The sequence below is a fragment of the Marivibrio sp. genome (assembly GCF_040218065.1).
GTDB lineage: Bacteria > Pseudomonadota > Alphaproteobacteria > UBA8366 > Aestuariispiraceae > Marivibrio.
The window spans coordinates 78,637-98,363 of record NZ_JAVJQE010000013.1 but is presented as its reverse complement, the minus strand read 5'-3'; the positions used below and the strand labels follow the sequence as shown (position 1 = coordinate 98,363).

Here is a 19,727-nt window from a genome sequence, read left to right as displayed (position 1 = left end):
ACGATGACCGTTCAGGTGCTGATGCCGGCGCTCTCGCCCACCATGACCGAGGGCACGCTGGCCAAGTGGACCGTAAAGGAAGGCGACGAGGTCGCCGCCGGCGACGTCATCGCCGAGATCGAGACCGACAAGGCCACGATGGAGTTCGAGGCCGTCGACGAGGGTCGGGTCGGCAAGATCCTGGTTCCCGAAGGAACCGAAGGCGTCGCCGTCAACACGCCGATCGCAATCATGCTGGAAGAGGGCGAGGACGAAAGCGCCTTGGAGGGCGCCGCGACGGACGGCGGCGACGGCGCCTCGTCTGAGGATGCGCCCCAGCCGGAGCGGAGCGAGGAGAAGAGCGAGCCGGCCCCGGCCGCCGCCGCCTCCACCGCCGCGCCGGTCGCCGCCTCGCCGGAGCCGGAGCCGGAATGGACCGGCGCGACCAAGACCCAGACCGTGCGCGAGGCGCTGCGCGACGCGATGTGGGAGGAGATGGAGCGCGACGGCAAGGTCTTCCTGATGGGCGAGGAGGTCGCCGAGTACGAGGGCGCTTACAAGGTGACGCAGGGACTGCTCGACAAGTTCGGGGCCAAGCGGGTCATCGACACGCCGATCACCGAGCACGGGTTCGCCGGCCTCGGCGTCGGCGCCGCCTTCATGGGGCTCAGGCCCATCGTCGAGTTCATGACCTTCAACTTCGCCATGCAGGCGATCGACCAGATCATCAACTCCGCCGCCAAGACGCTCTACATGTCGGGCGGCCAAATGGGCGCGCCGATCGTCTTCCGCGGGCCGAACGGCGCCGCCAGCCGCGTCGGCGCGCAGCACAGCCAGTGCTACGCCAGCTGGTACGCCCACTGCCCGGGCCTGAAGGTGGTGAGCCCGTGGAATTCCGCCGACGCCAAGGGCCTGCTTAAGTCGGCGATCCGCGATCCCAACCCGGTCGTCTTCCTCGAGAACGAGATGCTCTACGGCCAGAGCTTCGAGGTGCCGGACACGGATGATTGGACCGTGCCGCTCGGCAAGGCGCGGGTCGTCCGCCAGGGCGCGGACGTCACCATCACCGCCTTCTCGATCATGGTCGGCCGCGCCCTCGAGGCGGCGGACAAGCTGGCGGAGGAGGGGATCGAGGCCGAGGTCATCGATCTGCGCACCATCCGCCCGCTCGACGTCGAGACCGTCGTGGCCTCGGTGAAGAAGACCAACCGCCTCGTGTCCTGCGAGGAAGGCTGGCCTTTCGCCGGCGTCGGGTCCGAGCTGGCCGCCTTGATGATGGAGCACGCCTTTGACTGGCTCGACGCGCCGGTGACGCGGGTGCACGGCTCGGACGTGCCGCTGCCCTACGCCGCCAATCTGGAGAAGCTGGCGCTGCCGCAGGCGCCGTTGATCGTCGATGCGGCGAAATCCGTCTGCTATCGCTGAGCCGGGCCGGAGAGGAGAGAACAAGCCATGCCGACCAAGGTGCTGATGCCGGCCCTCTCGCCCACCATGACGGAGGGCACGCTGGCGAAATGGTGCGTCAAGGAAGGGGACGAGGTCTCCTCCGGCGACGTTCTGGCCGAGATCGAAACCGACAAGGCGACGATGGAGTTCGAAGCCGTCGACGAAGGCGTGATCGCTAAGATCCTGATCCCCGAGGGGACCGAGGGCGTGGCGGTGAACGAGCCGATCGCCATCCTGGCCGAAGAGGGCGAGGACCCGGCCGAGGCCGCCAAGTCCGCCGGCGGCGAGAGCGGCGGAAAGAAAGCCGACGAGCCGGAGCCGCAACCGGAAAAGGCTGCGCAGCCCTCAGCCGATGAGGCCGCGCCCGCCGCCGCGAAACAGAGCGCGGGGCCGAGCGAGGGCCCGAAGCCGTCGCCGTCCGGCGGGCCGCCCGCGCCCTCGACTCCTGCGGGCGAGGGGACGGCGGCCCCGGCCGCCCCCAAGACCGGCTCGGGCGAGCGGGTGTTCGCGAGCCCGTTGGCGCGTCGCATCGCCGCCGCCGAAGGGATGGACCTGACCCAGGTCAAGGGTTCCGGTCCGCACGGGCGCATCGTGAAGGCCGACGTGGAAAAGACGGCGGCCGAGGGCGGGGCCAAGGCGGCCGCGCCGACCTCGCAGCCGACGGCCGCGACCGCCCAGGCTTCAGCCCCGTCGGCGGCTGCGCCCAGCCCCGCCCCGGCGAGCGCGCAGGACCCGATTTTCCAGATGCTGCCGCCGTTCGAGGAGGTTCCGAACAGCGGCATGCGCAAGACGATCGCCAAGCGTCTGACCGAAAGCGCGCGCGATACGCCCCACTTCAACATCCAGGCGGACGTTGAAATCGATCAGCTGATGGCCATGCGCAAGCAGCTAAACGAGCGGGAGGGCGCGGACTACAAGATATCGGTCAACGACTTCATCATCAAGGCGACGGCGTTGGCGCTCAAACGCGTGCCCGACTGCAACGTCGCCTATACCGAGAAGGCGACCCTCAAGTTCTCCCGCGTCGACATGGCCATGGCGGTCGCGATCGACGGCGGCCTCATCACGCCGATCATCAAGGATTGCGCGTCGAAGGGGCTGGCGACGATCTCGCGCGAGTCGAAGGAACTCGCCGCCAAGGCGCGCGAGGGCAAGTTGAAGCCGGAAGAGTACCAGGGCGGCACCTTCTCAATCTCCAATCTCGGCATGTTCGGGGTGAAGAGCTTCAGCTCGATCATCAACCCGCCGCAGGGCGGCATCCTGTCGGTCGGCGCGGGCGAACAGCGTCCCGTGGTCAAGAACGGGGCCTTGGAGATCGCGACCGTCATGACGCTGAGCCTGGCGGTTGACCATCGCTGCATCGACGGCGCCACGGGCGCGCAATTCATGAAGGAGCTGAAGGCGCTGATCGAAGATCCGATCGCGTTGATGCTCTGATTTCGGCGCCGGACGAAGGACGGAAAAGACAATGGCTGAAAGCACCTATGACGTCGTCATCGTCGGCGCGGGGCCGGGCGGCTACGTCACCGCGATCCGCGCGGCCCAGTTGGGCTTCAAGACCGCAGTGGTCGAGGCCAACCATCTCGGCGGCATCTGCCTCAACTGGGGCTGCATCCCGACCAAGGCGCTGCTGCGCACCTCCGAGGTCTATCGCACGATCCAGCACGCCGAGGAGTACGGCCTGAAGGTCGAGAAGGCGAGCTTCGACATCGAGAAGGTCGTCAAGCGCTCCCGCGCCGTCGCCGGTCAGCTGACCAAGGGCGTCGGCCATCTGATGAAGAAGAACAAGATCGACGTGATCGACGGGTGGGGCAAACTCGCCGGCGGCAAGGAGGGCGCGCGCAAGGTGGCGGTCGAGAAGGACGGCAAGCCCGTCGCCGATCTGACCGCCAAGCATGTCGTTCTGGCGACCGGCGCCCGGGCGCGCCAGCTCCCCGGTCTGGAGGTCGACGGCAAGCTGGTCTGGTCGTATCGCGAGGCGATGGTGCCCGACATGATGCCGAAGTCGATGATCGTCGTCGGCTCCGGCGCGATCGGGATCGAGTTCGCAAGCTTCTACCGCACGATGGGCGCGGAGGTGACCGTCGTCGAGGTGATGGACCGCATCCTGCCGGTCGAGGACGCCGAGATCTCGAAGATGGCTCAGAAGAGCTTCGAGAAACAGGGTATGAAAATCCTGACCAAGGCGACGGTAAAGTCGCTGAAGAAGGGCTCGAACGAGGTGACGGCCGTCATCGAGAAGGACGGCAAGACGCAGGAGATCACCGCGGACCGCCTCGTCTCCGCCGTCGGCATCGTCGGCAATGTCGAGGGGATCGGGCTGGAGGAGGCCGGCGTCACGGTCGAGAAGACCCACGTCACGGTCGACGAGTATTCGCGCACCGGCGTTCCCGGCGTGTACGCGATCGGCGATCTGACCGGCCCGCCCTGGCTCGCCCACAAGGCGGAGCATGAGGGCGTCGTCTGCATCGAGAAGATCGCCGGCGTGGACGGGGTCCACCCGCTCGACGTCAGCCGCATCCCGGGCTGCACCTACTGTCATCCGCAGGTGGCCTCCATCGGCCTCACCGAAGCGCAGGCGAAGGATCAGGGCCATAAGGTCAAGGTCGGTCGCTTCAGCTTCATCGGCAACGGCAAGGCCATCGCGCTGGGCGAGCCCGAGGGGCTGGTGAAAACGGTGTTTGACGAGAAGACCGGAGAGCTCTTGGGCGCGCACATGATCGGCGCCGAGGTGACGGAGTTGATTCAGGGGTACTCTATCGCCAAGACGCTTGAGACCACCGAGGAAGAGCTGATGCACACCGTCTTCCCGCATCCGACGTTGAGCGAGATGATGCATGAGGCGGTTCTGGACGCCTATGGACGCGTCATCCATATGTGAGGGGCCGCGCGAAGCCGGGAGCATGGAGAGGGCGAAACGGTCAACCTGCTGTTTCGCCTTTTCTTTTTAATGATGCCCGTGATTTTATACATATTTTATGAGACTTTTGTTCACACTCTTGGTTTTTCCTGTATGGTGCAGGGCGTTGATACCCGCTAGGGTTTCACCGTGGAGGGGCGCTCGGGGGGCCGACGCCTCGCGATTGTGACTGCGTAAGACCGCGACCGCCCGAACGCCGACCGTCCTCGCGCTCGACGCGTCCGGGGGCTGAGGCGGAAAGAGACGGCCGGCATGCGCGCCGCTGAAGGGCAAGGCATCGATCCGATGAGCGATCAGGCGACGGACGACCCCGTTGACGCCGCGCCCCGCTTTGCGGTGGAGCATCCGAACGTCATGGGGATGCGGCGCGAACTTGCGCTCGATCAGAATCGCTGGCGCTATATTTTGGTCGTTCTGACGGACCTGTCGCTCGATCCGGGCGACCCGGCGCACAGCGCAAAGGATCTCGACCAGATGGTCCGCGCCGTCAACGCCGCCGCGACCAAGGCGGGCGTTGGCTACGACGTGCTGAGCATCCGCAATCCCTAACAGTGCCCCGCGACCCCTCCTCGCTTGACCTGACAGGCGCTGGCGACCACTTTCTAGGCTGGTTCCGACGCCCGGTTTTCCGGGCTCTTGTGGTCAGGTCCAGAAGGTCGACGGTCAGGTATGAGCGATCCCATCGACGAGAAGCCGCCGGCGCAGACCGGCGTGGTCAAGCGGGTGCGGGAGTTCCGCCACCCGGAGAAGCGCAATCGTCCGGACAATCCCATCCAACGCAAACCCAGTTGGATTCGGGTCAAGGCGCCGGTCAGCAAGGACTATCAGGCCACCCGGAAGATCGTGGAGGACAACGGACTCGTCACGGTCTGCCAGGAGGCCGGTTGCCCGAATATCGGCGAATGCTGGGCCAAGAAGCACGCCACGTTCATGATCATGGGCGAGATCTGCACGCGCGCCTGCGCCTTCTGCAACGTCTCGACCGGCAAGCCTGACAGCCTCGACGCGGACGAGCCCGCGCGGGTCGCCGACGCCGTCGCGAAACTGGGGTTGGAGCACGTGGTCATCACCTCGGTCGACCGCGACGATCTGGCGGACGGCGGGGCGCAGCATTTCGTCGACGTGATCGAAGCGATTCGTGCGCACGCGCCGGGCGCGACGATCGAGATCCTCACGCCCGATTTCAAAGGAAAGGCGGAGGCGATCGAGAAGGTGGTCGCGGCCAAGCCGGACGTCTTCAACCACAATTTGGAGACCGTGCCGCGCCTCTATCCCGGCATCCGACCGGGCGCGCGCTACTTCACGTCGCTTGAACTGCTGCATCGTGTGAAGCGCCTGGACCCGACGATGTTCACCAAGACCGGCCTGATGGCGGGACTGGGCGAAAGCGCGGAGGAGATCGGCCAGGTGATGGATGACGCCCGCGCCGCCGGCGTCGACTTCCTGACCGTCGGCCAGTACCTGCAGCCGACCGTAAAACACGCCGCCATCGACCGCTTCGTCACGCCGGAAGAGTTCGAGAGCTACGCGCGCCTCGCCCGCTCGAAGGGCTTCCTGATGGTCTCCTCCTCGCCGCTGACGCGCTCCAGCTATCACGCGGGCGAGGATTTTGAGAAGCTTCGCGCCGCCCGGGAAGCGGCGGTCGCCGCCGGTGCGGCGGCGGGCGAGCGGGCGCAGGCCGAACAGGCCGCGCTCGACGCGGCCGAGTAGCGCCGCGCGCCGCCGGTCGAGCCCAGTCGCGTCCGAGGGGAAGGGTCCCGTGCCAAAACACGCCGAGAAGAAGCGTCTGCCCTACAGCGCGGAGCAGATGTTCGACCTTGTGGCCGACGTCGGCCGCTATCCGGAATTTCTGCCCTGGTGCCGCGGCGCGCGGGTGCGCCGGCGGGAGGGAGAGTTGATCGTCGCCGATTTGGTGATCGGTTTCAAAGGGATCACAGAGCGTTTCACCAGCCGAGTTGAACTGGATCGGGACAACCATATTATTGATGTGAGTTATGAAGACGGCCCCTTTAAATATTTGGAAAACCATTGGAAATTTATCCCCGACGATGAGGGGTGCGTGGTTGATTTTTATGTCGATTTCGAATTCCGCTCGCGTTTCCTGCAGCACATGATCGGCATGGTCTTCACCGAAGCGGTGCGCCGTATGGTGAACGCATTCGAGACCCGGGCGCGCGATCTGTACGGCTGATCGGAAAACTTCAGATGCAGTTTGGCGTCTCAAATTGTTTTGGACCCGTAACGGACGCTTGCGGCTGATCCGTACGGGAGCGCAACAGCTTGTAGGCGCCGGTTGACGGGAAAGACTCCCACCCGCGGTGAATCCTATTATGCTAGGCGTTATCCCTAGTTTTCGCTCCATGGACCCGCGCCCCTCCATGATAACCGCCGCCCAGATCCGCGCCGGCCGCGCGCTCATCAACGCCAAGCAGAGCGAGTTGGCGAAGGCCGCGGGCGTCTCGCTCGCCACCCTCAACAATATCGAACGCGGCGTCGGCGACCCGCGCGTCAGCACCCTTGAGGCGATCGAGCGCGCGCTCGCCGGGGCGGGCGTCGAGGTCGAGCAGGACGGGCAAACCCAGACGGTGCGTTTGCTCAGCCTGTCGCGTCCGAGCGCGTACGAGACCTATTTCGCAAGTCAGCGCATCCTGGAGCTGATCGGCCCTGGAAGCCTGTTGAAGGTGGAGCGCCTCTTGTTCTTTGCGCGATGGGACCACGGCGCGGGCGAGGCGGGGGACAAGCATCGCCTGTGCCTGCTGGTCGAGGGGGCGAATCGCGCGGTGCTGTTCGATCAGGTGAAGTTCACGCTCAACGGCGGGGCGCGCGCGGCCGAGGTGGCGGGCGTGATGCTCGCCGCCTACGCCCTCCACGCGGAGCGGCTCTATTATCTCGCCGACGTGATGGAGGACACGACGCTCGCGCCGCTCGACGAGGCGGCGCAGCGTCTGCGGGCGATGGCGTGGCGCAAGATGATCCACCCGAAGCCCTTCATCGACGTGTTCGACGATTGGGACGCGCGCGCCGCCAGTTTCGGCGTGCGGGACGGTCATCCCTTCGCCGCCCTCGTCCAACGGCTGGACCGCGGGCCGGACGGCTCGGACGACGTCGCCTGGATCGACGCCCCGGCCCAGATTCAAGAGGACGGTTCGCCGAACGGCCGAGAGGCTCGTCAGGTCGGCCCGCAGCGAGGGGAGTGAGCCCGTGATGGAGACCGCCCTCTTCTTCGTTACGCTGGGGGCCATGCTGTTGGTGGGGCTGGCGCTCGACGCGCTCGGTCGGGCTGTGCGCCTGCCGCGGATCACGCTGCTCGTGTTGTTCGGGGCGGCGATCGGGCCGGCCGGGTTCGCGCTCTTGCCGCAAGGCGGCGACGGATGGCGAGAGCCGATCTCGATCTTCGCGCTCGCCATGATCGCCTTTCTGCTTGGGGGCGAATTGTCGCGCAGCGCCTTGCGGGCGCACGGCCGGGCGATTCTGGCGGTGTCTCTTTCGGTGACGGCGGTCTCCTTCGCCGTCGTGGCGGGGGGGCTGCTCGCGCTCGGCGCGCCGCTGGCGTTGGCCTTGCTGCTGGCGGGCGTCGGGCTGGCGACCGATCCGGCCGCGACGCGCGACGTCGTGCGCGAGGCCCGCGCCGACGGACCGGTTTCCAAGACGCTGCTCGGTGTCGTCGCGATCGACGACGCGTGGGGCGTCGTGGCCTTCAGCCTGCTGCTCGGCCTCGTCACGGCGGGCGCGAGCGAGGCGGCCGGAACCGCCGGTCTCGCCGCGGGGGTGAGCGCCGGCCTTTGGGAGGTCGGGGTTTCGATCGCGCTCGGCCTGGCGATCGGCCTGCCGGCGGCGGCGCTGACGGGTCGAATCCGACGGGGCGAACCGACCTTGGTGGAGGCGCTGGGCGTCGTGCTGCTGATCGCCGGGGTCAGCCTGTGGGCCGACGCCTCGCCGCTTTTGGCCGGCATGACGGCGGGGGTGGTCGTGGTCAATCTGGCCCGCCACCACGACTATCCTTTCCATGAGATCGAGCACCTGAGTTGGCCGTTTCTGATCGTCTTCTTCGTGCTGGCCGGCGCGACGGTGGATCCCGGTGCGGCCGCGGCCGCGGGCGCTTTGGGAGCCGGCTACGTCGTCTTCCGCGTGATGGGCCGTGTGGCGGGCGGGTGGATCGGCGGACGGTTGGGCGGCATGCGCCCGCGCGAGGCCCGGTATATGGGGCTGACGCTGTTCCCCCAGGCGGGCGTCGCGCTGGGCATGGCGTTGGCCGCCGGGGCGGCGGCCCCTCTCTACGCGGAGACGCTGATCGCGATCGCAGTCGCCACGACGGTTCTGTTCGAACTCCTGGGGCCCATCGCGACCCGTCTGGCGCTGTTGCGCCTGGGGGAGACCGGCGGGGAAGGCGATGCGCCCGCCGAAGAGTGGGAGGAACGCGGCGGCGGCATTTGAGCGCCGCGCGTCACCCGAGGCGTTGCAACGCCATATCCAGCGCCGCCGCGACAGAGGCGAGGCGCACGGCCTGCCGATCGCCCTCGAAATGATGCTCGCGAACCTCGGTCTGGGCGCCGGCGAGCGCACAGCCGATATAGACGAGACCGGCGGGTTTGCTCTCCGACGCGCCCGGGCCGGCGACCCCGGTGACGGAAAGGGCGAGGTGCACCGGCGCGACCTTCATCGCGCCGTCGGCCATGGCCCGCGCCACCTCTTCACTGACCGCGCCGACGCTCTCGAACAGTCCGGCGGGCGCCCCGACCATCTGCTGTTTCGCCTCGTTCGTGTAGGTCACGAACCCCCGCTCCATCACCGAAGAGGAGCCTGCGACGGAGGTGAGGCACCCGGCGATCAGGCCGCCGGTGCAGCTCTCGACGGTCGCCAGCATCATGTCCCGCGCTTCGCAGGCGCGGATCAACCGCGCCGCCTGATCGAGCAACTCATCCGGAAACATGCGCCTCCAGCCCTCCATAGACAGTCAACGCCCACAAGATTGCGCCCGTCAGCAGTCCCGCGAGAACGTCGTCGGCCATCACGCCGAGCCCGCCGGACAGGCGCCGGTCCGCCCAGCCTATGGGTCCCGGCTTCCAGATGTCGAACAGCCGGAACAGAACGAAGGCCGCGGCGACGCCCTGCGGCGAGAGCGCCGCCCCGGCGAGCGGCAGCGCCGCCAAGGCCAGCCATTGTCCGGCGAATTCGTCGACCACGACCTCGGGGGCGTCGTGTCGACCGGTCAAGTGTTCGTAGCGCGCGGCCGCCCAGACGCCGATTAGACTGGCCGCGAGGGCCGCGGTGTAGAGCGCGACCGGCCCGCCCCAGCTCCACAATCCCGCGCCAAGGCCGAGCGCCGCCAACGACCCCCAGGTCCCCGGTCCCGGCCGCAACAGGCCCGAGCCGAAGCCGATCGCGACCCAAACCGCGAGCGCCGGCGGCGGGCGCGGAGGCGGGCGCGGTTCTTTTCCGCGCGGCGGAGGGCCGGCCTTCGCCTGCGGATCAAAAGGCTCCAGGCTCATGCGTCACCGCCGGCCCGGGCGTCTGCGTCCGCGCGTGCGGCCAGCGTCGCGAGCGCCTGGGCGGCGATCCCTTCGCCCCGGCCGGTGAAGCCAAGACCTTCCGTCGTCGTCGCCTTGACCGAGACGCGGCTCTCCGCGATCCCCGCGATGTCGGCGATCCGGGCGCGCATGGCGGCGCGATGCGGCCCCAGTTTCGGGCGCTCGCAGATCAGCGTCACGTCCAGATGCACGATCCGGGCGCCGGCGTCGAGCGCCAGATCCACGGCGCGGCGCAGGAAGGCCGCCGAATCGGCGCCGCGCCATTGCGGGTCGCTCGGCGGGAAATGCTCTCCGATGTCGCCCAGCGCCAGCGCGCCCAGGATGGCGTCGGTCAACGCGTGCAGCCCGACATCCGCGTCGGAATGGCCTTTCAGGCCGCGGTCATGCGGCACGCGGACGCCGCACAGGGTCACGAAATCGCGCCCCTCCTCGAAGCGGTGGACGTCGAACCCGCTGCCGACCCGCGTTTCCTCGGGCCCGGCGAGCGATCGTTCGGCCCGCGCGAAATCCTCTTCCGTCGTCAATTTCTGCGCCTCCCACGCCCCGTCGACCAATACGACGCGTTTGCCCATCGCCTCGAACAGCGCCGCGTCGTCCGTCGCTTGCGCCGATCGCCCGATCCGGTGCGCGGCCAGAATATCGGCGAAGCGAAACCCCTGAGGCGTCTGCGCGCCGAACAGCGTGTCCCGCGGGACCGTCTCCTCGACGACCAGCGCGCCGTCGGCGTCGCGCCGCCCGCGCTTGATCGTGTCGGGAATGGCCAAGGCGGGAAGGGCGGCCCCGTGGCGCTGGGCGTTCGCGATCACGCGCTCGATCAGGGCGGCGGGCGGATTCGGGCGGGCGGCGTCGTGGATAAGGACGAGATCCGGCGGCCCCGGTTCGGTTTCTTCCAACGCCGTCAATCCGTTGAAGACCGACTCTTGACGCGACGCGCCGCCGACGGCCGTCGCCGGCGGCGCCGCAAGATCGCGCGTCGCGGCGGCGTAGTCGGGTCCGTCCTCCGGTCCGATCACCACCAGGATCCGGCCGATCGCCGGATGCGTCCGGAAAGCCTCGATCGTACGGCGCAGGACGGGGACGCCGGCCAGCGGGCGATACTGTTTGGGAACGCCGCCGCCGGCGCGCACGCCGCGGCCGGCGGCGACGATCAGGACGGCGACGGTGGAGCGAGACGAGTCCGACATAGGGTTTGCGGCGACCTCCGCGGAAAAAAGGACCACTCAGCACGTGTAAGCGCGGCGACGCCGGTGTTATATAACCCGGCATGAGCGCCTTGTCCCTCCCTCTTCATCTGATCGCGGCGGCCGCCCTGTTGCCCGCCGCCGCCGCCGTCTGGCTCCGTCCTGCGGAGCGGGAGGCGGCCGGAGACGCGCTTTTCTGGGTCTTGGCGGTGCTGGGCGCCGCCGGTCCGGCGCTGTTGGCGGGCGCCTTGCTCGACGAGGGCTGGCGACCGGGATTCGGCCTGACCCTTTGGGTCACGGCGGGCGGCGCCGCCGCACTGTACCTGATCATCGCGGCGCTGGAGCCGGCGGCGCGGCGGCTCATTCTGCTGCTCGGCCCCTATCTGACGGCTTTGGGATTGATCGCGACGATCTGGTCGGACACCGAACGCGACGGCGCCCTGCTGCGCGGCGGCGCCCTCGATCCCTGGCTGACCTTGCACATCGTGTTGTCGGTCGCGGCCTATGCGGTGATTACGCTCGCCGCCATTTCGGCCGCCGCCATGATGCTGCAGGAGCGCGCGCTGAAAAACCGACGGCCCACGCGCCTGACGCGTCGGCTGCCGGCGGCCGCCGAAGCGGAGGCGCTGGAGCATCGCCTGCTGGTCGCAGCCGAAGGGCTGCTCGGCCTCGGTCTGGTGACGGGGATGGGGGCGCTGATGGTGCAGACCGGCCGGCTTTTGGCGCTTGACCACAAGACCATGTTGACGCTGGCCGCTTTCGCAGGCATCGCGCTGCTGTTGTGGGCGCGGGCCCGCTGGGGGTTGCGCGGACGCAAGGCGGCGCGCGCGGTGCTGGTGGCCTATCTTCTGGTGACGTTGGGCTTTCCCGGGGTCAAGTTCGTGACCGACGTCCTGGCCGGCTGAGCCGTCCGCCGCCGCCGATTTCCTTTTACAACCGACTGCGTTCCGGCGTATAGCTCGCGCCGAAATGCCTAATCTTTAGGCGTATTAAACGGATTTGCCATGGGCGCCCAAATCAAGAGCAATCCGAGCGCGTCGTCAGGCGGCAAACCGCTTGCGCCGTTGCGTCTGTCGGACGCGATCGCGATCGATCCGCCCGTTCTTCTGGCCCCGATGTCCGGGGTGACCGATCCGCCGTTTCGGGCGCTGGCGCGGCGCTTGGGCGCGCCGGCCGTGGTCTCCGAGATGATCGCCAGCCATGAAGCGGTGCGCGAGAGCCGCGTCACGCTGAACCGCCTGAAGGCGGAGGGCGAGGAGCGTCCGCGCATCGTCCAGCTGGCCGGACACGATCCGCAGGCGGTGGGGGAGGCGGCGCGGCTGTGCCTGGATCTGGGCGCGGACGTGATCGATCTGAATTTCGGCTGTCCGGCCAAGAAGGTCACCAACAAGTTTTGCGGCTCCGCCTTGATGCGCGCGCCGGAGGAGGCCGCGCGCATCATGGAGGCCGCCGTCGCGGCGGCCGGGCCGGCGGGCGTGCCCGTCACCGCGAAGATGCGCACCGGCTGGGCCGCGGACGCCCGCAACGCGCCCGAATTCGCCCGGCTGGCCCAAGCCGCAGGGATCGCGGCGGTCACCGTCCACGGCCGCACGCGCGAGCAGAAATACGCCGGCGCCGCCGATTGGGCCTTCATCGGACGGGTGAAGGCGGCGATCGACCTGCCGTTGATCGCCAACGGCGACGTGGTCGACGCGCCCACTCTGGACGCCTGCCTTGAGCGAACCGGCGCGGACGCGGCGATGATCGGACGCGGCGCCTACGGCCGGCCTTGGATCGTGGGACAGGCGGCGGCTTACCTGCGCACCGGCCTTTGGCCCGCCGATCCGTCGCCGGCGGAGATCGCCGATGTGGCGTCAGAACATTACGAGGCGATGCTGGCGCATTACGGCCGCCATCGGGGATTGCGTCACGCGCGCAAACATTTGAGCTGGTACCTAAAGGCCGCGCGCGGACCGGATGGGGGCGGCGTCCCCGGCGCAGCCGCCATCCGGGACGAGTTGATGCGTCTGGAGGAGCCGACGGTCGTGCTCCGTACGTTGCGCGCCGCCTTCGCGCGCCTCGAGGACGGGGGCCGCCAGGCGGCCCCGCCGGATCGGGAGGCCGCATGATGCTGCGCATCGCCGAAAACGATCCCGCCGTGGTCGGGCCGGCGCGCCCGGCCGCGGAAGCGATCCTCGAGGCGCTGCCGGAGCCGGTTCTGGTCGTGGATCAGAAGGACGACGTCGTCTTCGTCAACGGCGCGGCCGAGAGTTTCTTCGCGGGCAGCCGGGTTTCGTTGTTCGGCCAGAACCTCCAGGCGCTGATCCCGCACGACAGCCCGCTCTTGGCGCTGGTCGCGAAGGTCCGCCGCTCGCAGAGCAGCATGACGGAATACGGCGTCCAATTGCAGACGCCGCGGATCGGCCGTCACCTGCTGTCGATCGACGCGGCGCCGTTGGGCGACGTCGAGGGCGGCGTGGTCATCACGCTGAAAGAGCACACCATCGCCGGCAAGATCGATGACGCGCTGACCCAGCGCGGCGCCGCCCGCTCGGTGAGCGCCCTCTCGGCGATGTTGGCGCATGAAGTGAAGAATCCGCTGTCCGGCATCCGCGGGGCGGCGCAGTTGCTGGAGACGCTGGTGCCGGGCGAGGACCGCGCGCTGTGTCAGCTGATCAAGGAGGAGACTGACCGCATCGTGAAGCTGGTCGGCCGGATGGAGGTCTTCTCGGACCGGCCGAGCCTGGAGCGCGAAGCCGTCAACATCCACATCGTCCTCGATCGGGTGCTGGAGCTCGCGCGCAACGGGTTCGGCAAGGGCGTCCGCTTCACGGCCGATTACGATCCGTCCCTTCCGCCGGTCTACGGCGATAAGGACCAGCTGGTGCAGGTTTTCTTGAACTTGGTCAAGAATGCGGCCGAGGCGGTGCAGGGCGCGGGGGTTCATGATGCGGAGATCGTGGTCAAGACCGCCTTCCGGCACGGCGTTCGTCTGGCGGTCCCCGGGCTCGACAGCCGAATGCATCTGCCGCTGGTGGTCACCGTGCGCGACAACGGACCGGGCATCCCCGAGGACATTCGCCGGAATCTTTTCGATCCCTTCATCACCACGAAGCAAGGCGGGACCGGATTGGGCCTTGCGCTGGCGGCGAAGCTGATCGGCGACCACGGCGGCGTCATCGACGTCGACAGCCGACCGCGACGCACCGTCTTTTCGGTCATGCTGCCGATGCTCCGCGCGAGCGAGCCGATCGACGCGCCGAGCGATGACGACGCGGCCGGTTGAGCGGGGAGGGGTCGGCGATGGCGGACGAGACGATCCTGGTCGCGGACGACGACAAGGCGATCCGCACCGTCGTCATGCAGGCCCTCGGTCGACTCGGCTACGACGTGCGCGCGACCGGCAACGCCGCCACCTTGTGGCACTGGGTGAGCGAGGGGGAGGGCGACCTCGTCATCACCGACGTCATCATGCCGGACGGCAACGGCCTGGACCTGATCCCGCAGATCCGCAAACAGCGCCCGGAGCTTCGCGTCATCGCGATGAGCGCGCAGAACACCCTGCTCACCGCCGTGAAGGCGACCGAGCGCGGGGCGTTCGAATATCTGCCGAAGCCGTTCGACCTCGGAGACCTCATCGAAGCGGTGCGCCGGGCGTTGGCCGCGCCGACTGTGGGCGAGCGCAGCGAAAGCCCGGAGGAGGGCGGCGAGAAGCTGCCGTTGATCGGCCGCAGTCAGGCCATGCAGGAAGTCTATCGCGTCATCGCGCGATTGACCGGAACGGACCTCTCGGCGCTGATCACGGGCGAAAGCGGCACCGGCAAGGAACTGGTGGCCCGCGCGCTGCACGATTTTTCGCGTCGACGCGGCGGGCCGTTCGTCGCCATCAACATGGCGGCGATCCCGCGCGAATTGATCGAAAGCGAGCTGTTCGGTCATGAGAAGGGCGCCTTCACCGGCGCCACCCAGCGCTACGCGGGGCGCTTCGAGCAGGCGCAAAGCGGCTCGCTCTTCCTCGACGAGATCGGCGACATGCCGTTTGAGGCGCAGACGCGCCTGCTTCGCGTACTGCAGGAAGGCGAGTACACGACGGTCGGCGGGCGCCAGCCGATCAAGACCGACGTACGGATCATCGCCGCTACGCACCGCGATCTGCGCCAACTCGTCGCGCAAGGCCGGTTCCGCGAGGACTTGTACTATCGCCTGAACGTGGTCCCGATCCGCTTGCCGCCGCTTCGCGAGCGACGCGAGGACGTGCCGGATCTGGTGCGCCATTTCCTGACCCAGGCGATGGAGGAGGGGCTGCCGCCGAAGACGTTGACGACGGCGGCTATGGATCGGCTGCGCCAGCATCGCTGGCCAGGCAACGTGCGCGAGCTGGAGAACCTCGTTCGGCGCCTCGCGGCGCTCTACGCCGAGGACACGATCGACGTCGACGTGATCGAGGCCGAGTTGGCCGAAGCCCCGGCGGACGAGGCCGCGCCCGGCGGGGCCGAAGTCGTCGGCGGCGACGGGGGCGACGGCGAGAGCTTAAGCGGGGCGGTCGAGCGTACGCTGAAGCGCTTTTTCACAGCGCATGGCGACGGGCTGCCGCCGAACGGGCTCTACGATCGGGTGTTGGCGGAGGTGGAGCGACCGTTGATCGAGCTATGCCTCGAGGCCACCAAGGGCAATCAGATAAAAGCCGCCGAGCTGCTGGGCCTCAATCGGAACACCTTGCGCAAGAAGATCCGCGAATTGGATATTCAGGTGGTCCGCGGCGGTCGCACGGGGTAGACGAACGCGCTAAGCTCTCCACGCGGTTCTTGAAACCCGGTTCAGAAAGCCCGGTTTAGAAAGGCCGGTTTAGAAAGGCCGGTTTAGAAAGCTTTGTCCTGATGAGCAGCAACGCCGAAAGTCCCGGCACGGCCAAAGCCGCCGGCTCCGCCGACACCGGGGCGCGGCGGGCGCGGTTAAGCCGGCTGGCTGCGTGGGCCGCCTCTCCGCGCGTGTCACGCGTCGCGACCCTTTTGCTGCTGGGCCTCTCTCTCGCGGCGGGGGCGGGGACCTACGCCGCCTTCACCGGCGTGCCGCCCTTCGGCGACGACCCGAACATGCTGGTGGCGCTGATCAATCTCGATCTGGTGCTGCTGCTGCTGGTCGGGGTCGTCGTGACGCGCCGGATCGTCGCGATCTGGGCCGAGCGGCGGCGCGGCTCGGCCGGCTCGAAGCTTTACGTCAAGCTCGTGATGTTGTTCGGGCTTCTCTCGGTGACGCCGGCGATCATCGTAGCTATTTTCTCCTGGCTGTTTTTCGATCTGGGATTGGAGAGCTGGTTCAGCGACCGGGTGCGCACCGCCGTCTCCGAAAGTCGGGAGGTGGCCCAGGCCTATCTGGACGAGCACCAGAAGAACATCCGAACCGACGCGCTGCGCATCGCCCGCGACCTCAACAACGACGCTCGTTTCCTGCAGCCGAACCCGACGCTCCTCAATCGCATGCTCGACATCCAACTTCGTCTGCGCGATCTGAGCGAGGCGATCGTTTTCGAAGGGTCGACGCGCAACGTGCTCGCCCGGGCGGGACTGACGGTGGTGCTCGAGTTCGAGCCGATCAAGGAATCCGCGGTCGCCGAGGCCGCCCAGGGCGAGGTGGTGCTGCTGACCAGCGACGCGGACGATCGGGTGCGCGCTCTGATCAAGCTCGACAACTTCGTCGACCTGTATCTCTATATCGGCCGCTTGGTGGACCCCAAGGTGCTTCAGCGAATCGAGCAGACGTTGGGCGCGGTGCGCCAGTTCGAACGGCTTGAGGGCCAGCGCTCCGACATCAAGGTTTCTTTCGCGCTGGCGTTCATGGTGGTCTCGCTGCTGCTCTTGCTGACCGCGGTGTGGATCGGCCTCAATCTCGCGACCCAGCTCTCTCAGCCGATCAGCACCTTGATCGGGGCGACCGAGAAGGTGCGCAGCGGCGATCTTGAGGCGCAGGTGCCGGAATCCGGAAACCGGGATGACGAACTTGGTCTGCTCAGCCGCGCCTTCAACCGGATGACGGCGCAGCTGCGCTCGCAACGCAGCGAACTGCTGGAAGCCAACAAGCAGATCGACGAGCGACGACGCTTCACCGAGGCGGTGCTCTCCGGCGTGTCCGCGGGCGTGATCGGCCTCGATGCGGACGGACGGATCGATCTGCCCAATCGATCGGCCTCCGACCTTTTGGGTTTGGAGTTGGAGGAGCGCCTGGGCGAGCCGCTATGGGACGTTGCGCCGGAGATGGGAGAACTGGTCGCCGAGGCGCGCAAGAAGCGCCAGGGCCGGTTCGCAGAATCGCAGATCCGCATTCTGCGCGACGGTTACGCTCGCACCCTTCTGGTGCGCGTCGGCGCCGAACGCGAGGAGGATGCGCGCGGGGCGCCGACCGGGTCGGTTCAGGGCTTCGTGGTCACGTTCGACGACGTCTCGTTGCTGCTGGCCGCCCAACGCAAAGCGGCCTGGGCCGACGTCGCCCGCCGCATCGCTCATGAGATCAAGAATCCGCTGACCCCGATCCAGCTGTCGGCCGAGCGCCTTAAAAGGAAATATCTCAAAGAGATAAAGAGCGATCCTGAGACGTTCGCCACGTGCACGGACACGATCGTCCGCCATGTCGGAGACATCGGTCGGATGGTCGACGAATTCTCCAGTTTCGCGCGCATGCCCGCGCCCAGGATGGCGAATCAGGATTTGTGCGACATCGTTCGCCAGGCGGTCTTCCTGCAGCGCAACGCCCATGCGGCGGTGACCTACGACGTCTCGCTGCCGGCGGGGCCGATCGAGCTTCGGTGCGACGGGCGCCAGTTGAGCCAAGTCGTCACCAACCTCCTGCAGAACGCCTACGACGCGATCGAGGGGCGCGAGGATGCCGACGCGCCGCCGGGCCGAATCGCCGTGCGCCTGATCGAGGAGCGCGCCGAGGGGGCGGGCGAACAAGTGCGCGTCGAGATTGAGGATAACGGTCGCGGCCTGCCTAAGGAGGATCGCGATCGGCTGACGGAGCCGTACGTCACCACCCGGGCGAAAGGCACCGGCCTGGGGCTGGCCATCGTCAAGAAGATCATGGAGGATCACGGCGGGTCGGTGACGCTCGCCGACGCGCCTGCGGGCGTCGGCGCGCTCGTGGTCTTGACCCTGCCGCGCGCCGGCGCGCCGGCCGCGCCCGCGCCTGAGGCGGCGGTCGGAGAAGGCGGGCCGCCCGACGCGCAGTCTGTTGGAGAAAGTCGGACGCATGGCGCATGACATCCTGATCGTCGACGACGAAGCCGATATCCGGATGCAGATCGCCGGCATCCTGGAGGATGAGGGCTACGAGCCGCGCGAGGCCGCCACCAGCGCGCAAGCGCTGGAAGCGGTCGCGCGCCGCCAGCCGGCGCTGGTCATCCTGGACGTCTGGTTGTCGGGCAGCGATCTCGACGGTCTGCAGATCCTGGAGCAGGTGAAGCGCAACCACCCGGCTCTGCCGGTCATCATGATCAGCGGCCACGGCACCTTCGATATGGCGGTGAGCGCCACGAAGATGGGCGCTTACGATTTCATTTCTAAGCCGTTCAAGACCGATGTGCTGCTGCACACGGTTGCGCGGGCGATCGAAGAGTCTCGGCTGCGGCGCGAGAACGAATCGTTGAAGCGCCTGTCCGGCGCCGCGACGGTCGAGGATCTCGTCGGATCGTCTCCCGCGCTGCAGGAGGTCCGGCGCGCGGTCGAAAAGGTGGCGGGGGCCGACAGCCGGGTGCTGATCACCGGACCCGCCGGGGCCGGCAAGGGCGCGATCGCGCGCGTCATCCATGCGAAATCCCATCGCCGGGGCGGCCCGTTCGTTCAACTCAACTGCGCCGGCCTGCAGGCGGAGACGCTGGAGGCCGCGCTGTTCGGCCTCGAGGCGTCGGAGGATCGGCCGCGGGAGGTCGGCGTGTTGGAGCAGGCGCACGGCGGCACCTTGCTGCTGGATGAAGTGGCCGACATGCCGCTGGACACCCAAGCCAAGATCGTCCGCGTGCTCCACAGCCAGCGCTTTCAGCGCCTCGGCGGCGCCCAGACGGTCGAGGTCAACGTGCGGGTGCTCGCCACCACGGCGAAGGATCTGAAGGCGCTGATGGAGCAGGGGGCCTTCCGGGAGGATCTGTTCTACCGCCTGGCGGTCGTGCCGATGTCCGTCCCGCCGCTGTCTGAGCGCCGGCAAGACATCCCAGCCTTGGCCGAGCATTTCATGAAACAGGCGGCGGCCGCGAAGGGCCGGGCGCCGCGGCGGCTCGGCGACGGGGCCGTCACGGCGCTGCAGGGCCACAGTTGGCCGGGCAACGTGTGGGAGGTGATGAACGTGATCGAGCGCCTGCTGCTCGACGCCGGCGGCGGCGAGGAAATCGGCGCCGAGGCGGTCATGCAGGCGATCGGCGAGGGCGGGCGCGACGGCGACGGCTGGGACGCGGCCGAGGTGATGAACCGCCCGCTGCGCGAGGCGCGGGAGGCGTTCGAGCGCGAGTATCTGCTCTTTCACCTGACGCGCTTCGGGGGCAACATCAGCCGCACGGCTGAGTTCGTCGGCATGGATCGCGCGGCGTTGCATCGCAAGCTGAAGGGGCTTGGCGTCAATCCGCCGGGCCGCGGCGGCGAGCGTGCAGGCGACGAGCGCGCCGACGACGACGCCGACCAAGCCGCCGGCGCGGGCTGAGCCGCCGGAGGA

Annotated in this window: 17 protein-coding genes; 14 read left to right on the top strand and 3 right to left on the bottom strand. The window is 68.1% G+C overall.

The window, feature by feature from the left end; all coding sequences use genetic code 11:
- Nucleotides 1–3 precede the first annotated feature (3 nt).
- The 8 genes from RIB45_RS12450 to RIB45_RS12415 all read left to right on the top strand — a co-directional run bounded on the left by RIB45_RS12450 (nt 4) and on the right by RIB45_RS12415 (nt 8,779).
- Nucleotides 4–1,404, top strand: coding sequence for a pyruvate dehydrogenase complex E1 component subunit beta (locus tag RIB45_RS12450; RefSeq protein WP_350050624.1), 1,401 nt, complete (start codon nt 4–6; stop codon nt 1,402–1,404).
- A gap of 27 nt (nt 1,405–1,431) precedes the next feature.
- The gene (locus RIB45_RS12445) at nt 1,432–2,862 is read left to right on the top strand and encodes a pyruvate dehydrogenase complex dihydrolipoamide acetyltransferase (RefSeq protein ID WP_350050622.1); all 1,431 of its coding nucleotides are present in this window, start codon (nt 1,432–1,434) and stop codon (nt 2,860–2,862) included.
- A gap of 31 nt (nt 2,863–2,893) precedes the next feature.
- On the top strand, nt 2,894–4,306 hold the full coding sequence (gene lpdA / locus RIB45_RS12440) for a dihydrolipoyl dehydrogenase (protein WP_350050620.1): 1,413 nt from the start codon (nt 2,894–2,896) through the stop codon (nt 4,304–4,306).
- Between the two features lie 291 nt (nt 4,307–4,597).
- On the top strand, nt 4,598–4,894 hold the full coding sequence (locus RIB45_RS12435; RefSeq protein WP_350050618.1) for a hypothetical protein: 297 nt from the start codon (nt 4,598–4,600) through the stop codon (nt 4,892–4,894).
- Between the two features lie 120 nt (nt 4,895–5,014).
- Complete coding sequence (gene lipA / locus RIB45_RS12430; RefSeq protein WP_350050616.1) at nt 5,015–6,055, top strand: lipoyl synthase; 1,041 nt, start codon at nt 5,015–5,017, stop codon at nt 6,053–6,055.
- Between the two features lie 49 nt (nt 6,056–6,104).
- Nucleotides 6,105–6,536, top strand: coding sequence for a type II toxin-antitoxin system RatA family toxin (locus RIB45_RS12425; RefSeq protein ID WP_350050615.1), 432 nt, complete (start codon nt 6,105–6,107; stop codon nt 6,534–6,536).
- 187 nt (nt 6,537–6,723) lie between these two features.
- Complete coding sequence (locus RIB45_RS12420) at nt 6,724–7,542, top strand: helix-turn-helix transcriptional regulator (RefSeq protein ID WP_350050614.1); 819 nt, start codon at nt 6,724–6,726, stop codon at nt 7,540–7,542.
- A 7-nt stretch (nt 7,543–7,549) separates the two neighbouring features.
- On the top strand, nt 7,550–8,779 hold the full coding sequence (locus RIB45_RS12415) for a cation:proton antiporter (RefSeq protein WP_350050613.1): 1,230 nt from the start codon (nt 7,550–7,552) through the stop codon (nt 8,777–8,779).
- 10 nt (nt 8,780–8,789) lie between these two features.
- Here RIB45_RS12415 and RIB45_RS12410 read toward each other — a convergent pair whose 3' ends face one another.
- The 3 genes from RIB45_RS12410 to RIB45_RS12400 are packed head-to-tail and all read right to left on the bottom strand — an operon-like array spanning nt 8,790 to nt 11,057.
- Nucleotides 8,790–9,275 carry a CinA family protein gene (locus tag RIB45_RS12410; protein ID WP_350050611.1) on the bottom strand — a complete coding sequence of 162 codons (486 nt, stop codon included), beginning with the start codon at nt 9,273–9,275 and terminating at the stop codon, nt 8,790–8,792.
- On the bottom strand, nt 9,262–9,834 hold the full coding sequence (locus tag RIB45_RS12405) for a phosphatidylglycerophosphatase A family protein (protein WP_350050610.1): 573 nt from the start codon (nt 9,832–9,834) through the stop codon (nt 9,262–9,264). Before RIB45_RS12405 ends, RIB45_RS12410 begins: the two co-directional genes overlap by 14 nt.
- Entirely contained in the window at nt 9,831–11,057 is a 1,227-nt protein-coding gene (locus RIB45_RS12400; RefSeq protein WP_350050609.1) for a bifunctional 2-C-methyl-D-erythritol 4-phosphate cytidylyltransferase/2-C-methyl-D-erythritol 2,4-cyclodiphosphate synthase, read from the bottom strand. The genes RIB45_RS12405 and RIB45_RS12400 overlap by 4 nt, the downstream gene beginning before the upstream one ends.
- A gap of 80 nt (nt 11,058–11,137) precedes the next feature.
- Here RIB45_RS12400 and ccsA point away from each other — a divergent pair, with 80 nt between their 5' ends.
- From ccsA to ntrX, 6 genes are all read left to right on the top strand, one after another.
- Nucleotides 11,138–11,959, top strand: a complete 822-nt coding sequence (gene ccsA / locus RIB45_RS12395; protein ID WP_350050608.1) for a cytochrome c biogenesis protein CcsA — start codon at nt 11,138–11,140, stop codon at nt 11,957–11,959.
- 99 nt (nt 11,960–12,058) lie between these two features.
- A complete protein-coding gene (gene dusB, locus RIB45_RS12390; RefSeq protein WP_350050607.1) occupies nt 12,059–13,162 on the top strand; it encodes a tRNA dihydrouridine synthase DusB in 1,104 nt (367 codons plus the stop codon).
- Nucleotides 13,159–14,319 (top strand): two-component system sensor histidine kinase NtrB, encoded by a 1,161-nt coding sequence (locus RIB45_RS12385; RefSeq protein ID WP_350050606.1) that lies wholly within the window; start codon nt 13,159–13,161, stop codon nt 14,317–14,319. Before dusB ends, RIB45_RS12385 begins: the two co-directional genes overlap by 4 nt.
- 17 nt (nt 14,320–14,336) lie before the next feature.
- A complete protein-coding gene (gene ntrC / locus RIB45_RS12380; RefSeq protein WP_350050605.1) occupies nt 14,337–15,809 on the top strand; it encodes a nitrogen regulation protein NR(I) in 1,473 nt (490 codons plus the stop codon).
- Between the two features lie 101 nt (nt 15,810–15,910).
- Nucleotides 15,911–18,286 (top strand): sensor histidine kinase NtrY-like, encoded by a 2,376-nt coding sequence (locus tag RIB45_RS12375; RefSeq protein ID WP_350050604.1) that lies wholly within the window; start codon nt 15,911–15,913, stop codon nt 18,284–18,286.
- A complete protein-coding gene (ntrX, locus tag RIB45_RS12370) occupies nt 18,276–19,715 on the top strand; it encodes a nitrogen assimilation response regulator NtrX (RefSeq protein WP_350050603.1) in 1,440 nt (479 codons plus the stop codon). Before RIB45_RS12375 ends, ntrX begins: the two co-directional genes overlap by 11 nt.
- Nucleotides 19,716–19,727 lie beyond the last annotated feature (12 nt).